We start from the raw sequence: 2,585 nt of genomic DNA, 5'->3' as shown, positions 1-2,585 counted from the left end.
GGTCAGACGCAGGGCCCGGGCCAGGGCGCCCAGCAGCTGGGTCGACGGCTGACTGCTGCGGCCCTGCTCAAGGCGGACGACGTAGTCGACGGACATGCCGGCGAGCATGGCGACCTCCTCGCGGCGCAGGCCGGCGGTGCGGCGGCGGGGGCCGTCGGTGATGCCGACCTCGGCCGGGCGGATCGCCTCGCGGCGGCGGCGCAGGAAGTCGGCGAGCTGGTCCCGGTGCACGCCGCCCATGGTCGTCGCCCGCGCGCCGCCGAGCCAGGGAGCGGCTCTCCCACGATCAGCGCTCCGCTCCCGCCGGACCGCCCCGCCGCGCAGGGTGGGAGAGGTGACCGCAGTGACGAGGAGCGATGAGATGCAGAGCACGAGCAGCACCGGCCGACCCGCCGCGTCCAGGTTGGGCCTGGGCGCCATGGCGATGTCCGGCGCCTACGGCGAGTCCGACCGGGCGGAGAGCCTGGCGACCGTGCGCGCCGCGCTGGACGCGGGCGTGACCCTGATCGACACCGGCGACTTCTACGGGTCCGGGCACAACGAGCTGCTGCTGGCCGAGGCGCTGCGGGGGAGGGCGCGGGAGGAGTACGCGCTGAGCGTGAAGTTCGGGCAGCTGATCGGACCGGGGGTGCGGTTCCTGGGGACCGACGCGCGGCCGTCGTCCGTGAAGAACTACCTGGCGCACTCGCTCACCAGGCTGGGCGTCGACCACGTGGACGTCTACCGGCCCGCGCGGCTGGACCCGGACGTGCCGATCGAGGACACGGTCGGGGCCGTCAAGGAGCTGATCGAGGCCGGGCACGTGCGGAGCCTGGGGCTGTCGGAGGTGGGGGCGGAGACGATCCGCCGGGCGCACGCGGTGCACCCGGTCGCCGACCTGCAGATCGAGTACTCGCTGATCTCCAGGGCGGTGGAGGACGAGGTGCTGCCGGTGCTGCGCGAGCTGGGGATCGGGGTGACCGCGTACGGGGTGCTGGGGCGCGGGCTGATCTCGGGGCACTGGGACGCGTCGCGGGTGGCGGCGGGGGACCACCGGGCGCGCTCGCCCCGGTTCAGCGCCGGGAACGTGGAGCACAACCTCGGGCTGGTGGAGGCGCTGCGCGCGGTGGCGGGGGAGAAGGGGTGCACGGTCGCGCAGCTGGCGATCGCCTGGGTGGCGTCGCGCGGCGACGACGTCGTGCCGTTGGTGGGGGCGCGGACGCGGGAGCGGCTGGCGGAGGCGCTGCCCGCGGCGGAGCTGGAGCTGACCGAGGAGGACCTGGCGGCGATCGAGCGGGCGGTGCCCGCCGGTTCGGCGCGGGGGGACCGGTACCCGTCGGCGATGATGGCGGGGTTGGCGGTGGGGAATTAGCGGCTGGGGAATTCCCGCCATTCTTCGAGCGCTTTTCCGGTGAACCGGCGGAGCGGGCTTCGGTGATTCCCGAAGCCCGCCCCGCGCGGGTCAGGTGCGAACGACGATGCTGTAGATCTGCGGGATCTCGGTGATGGTGTTGTCCGGCCACAGGACCGCGCCGAGGGCGCCGGTCTCGTAGGCCGCGGAGACGTGCGGCGAGGCGGAGGCCACCCGGTTGACGATGATCGAGTTGGCCTTCTCCAGCTGGTCCGACGCGATCAGCGAGCCGTTCCGGTACAGGCCGACCGCGACGTAGATCGCTGGCATGACCGCGCCCCCGGTGCAGCTCACGCTGCCGATGCCCTGCTCACCGCCGCCCGATCCGCCGAACCAGCGGTTCGGGTTGCTCGCGGTGAGCGTGCACGACCAGGCGCCGTTGGTGACGGTGCTCGTGGCCGAGGCGGACAGCTCCGGGGACCGCGCGGACAGCCCCGACGCGGTGATCCGGTCCGGCGCGGAGCTCTCGGCCGATGCGGCGGGCGCGGCCACCGCCGTGGCGGGGAGGAGCAGGGCGGCGATGGCCGCCCTGGTCAGCCAGGTGCTCTTCTTCATGCACATCCCAAACTGTCTTCCAATCGCCCTCCGGAATGCCGGGCGATTGCGGGGAATTCACAAGCTATCGACGCCCCGCTCTCCCGGTAAATGCCTCCTGCGGGTGACGGCCGTTCGGTCGGCAGCCGTTAACAGGGGCCGGATGGGACGGCTGCCCGCCGGTTCGGGGCGACCTGCCGCGCGTGTTCCCACGACCGGATGACCTCCAACGGGTGGTTTTCCCGCCACCGCCGCCGTGCCCCCAGCACCCCGCCGCACCGCGCGCACCAGGCACAACACCCGCCCACCCGCACCCCGCCCACCCCGCGCAACCCCCGTCCACCACGCGGACGACCTCGACACAAGATCGCCCCCAACCCCATGATTCCCCGCAGTTCCGAGCCGGGGAGGTGGTGCCATGGGCGCCGGGGGACTGGACCGACGCTCGTTCCTCGCGGCAGCCGGGCTGCTCGGCCTCGGGCTGGGCGGGCCGTCGCTGACCGCCTGCGGGTCCAACACCGGGCGCGACGGGTCCGCGCCGGGCACGCTCAGCCACTGGTACCACGCCTACGGCGAGGACGGCGTGCAGGACGCCGTGCGCCGCTACGCCGCCGACTACCCCGACGCCCGCGTCGAGGTGCAGTGGAACCCCGGCGACTAC

The 2,585-nt window shown here is 73.8% G+C and carries 3 protein-coding genes and 1 pseudogene; 2 read left to right on the top strand and 2 right to left on the bottom strand.

Going from position 1 to position 2,585, the window contains the following annotated elements; all coding sequences use genetic code 11:
- The coding region (locus ACTUAL_RS09105) for a helix-turn-helix domain-containing protein (protein ID WP_440899941.1) at positions 1-231 on the bottom strand (231 nt) is incomplete at its 3' end.
- A gap of 130 nt (positions 232-361) precedes the next feature.
- Between ACTUAL_RS09105 and ACTUAL_RS09100 the strand changes: the two genes are divergently transcribed.
- Positions 362-1,351, top strand: a complete 990-nt coding sequence (locus ACTUAL_RS09100; RefSeq protein WP_440899940.1) for an aldo/keto reductase — start codon at positions 362-364, stop codon at positions 1,349-1,351.
- Positions 1,352-1,441: 90 nt separating this feature from the next.
- Here ACTUAL_RS09100 and ACTUAL_RS09095 read toward each other — a convergent pair whose 3' ends face one another.
- Entirely contained in the window at positions 1,442-1,945 is a 504-nt protein-coding gene (locus tag ACTUAL_RS09095) for a hypothetical protein (protein ID WP_096495335.1), read from the bottom strand.
- Between the two features lie 397 nt (positions 1,946-2,342).
- On the opposite strand from ACTUAL_RS09095, the pseudogene ACTUAL_RS09090 reads away from it, so the two are divergent.
- A pseudogene (locus ACTUAL_RS09090) lies at positions 2,343-2,585 on the top strand (sugar ABC transporter substrate-binding protein); the annotation flags it as partial.

This window comes from Actinosynnema sp. (genome assembly GCF_052038725.1).
Note: the sequence above shows the minus strand (reverse complement) of the source record. Positions and strands in the feature narration are given on the sequence as shown.

What these genes read in the sequence shown, in the direction of transcription:
- ACTUAL_RS09095 (WP_096495335.1), bottom strand. Translation starts at nt 1,945, where the DNA reads ATGAAGAAGAGCACCTGGCTGACCAGGGCGGCCATCGCCGCCCTGCTC.
- ACTUAL_RS09100 (WP_440899940.1), top strand. Translation starts at nt 362, where the DNA reads ATGCAGAGCACGAGCAGCACCGGCCGACCCGCCGCGTCCAGGTTGGGC.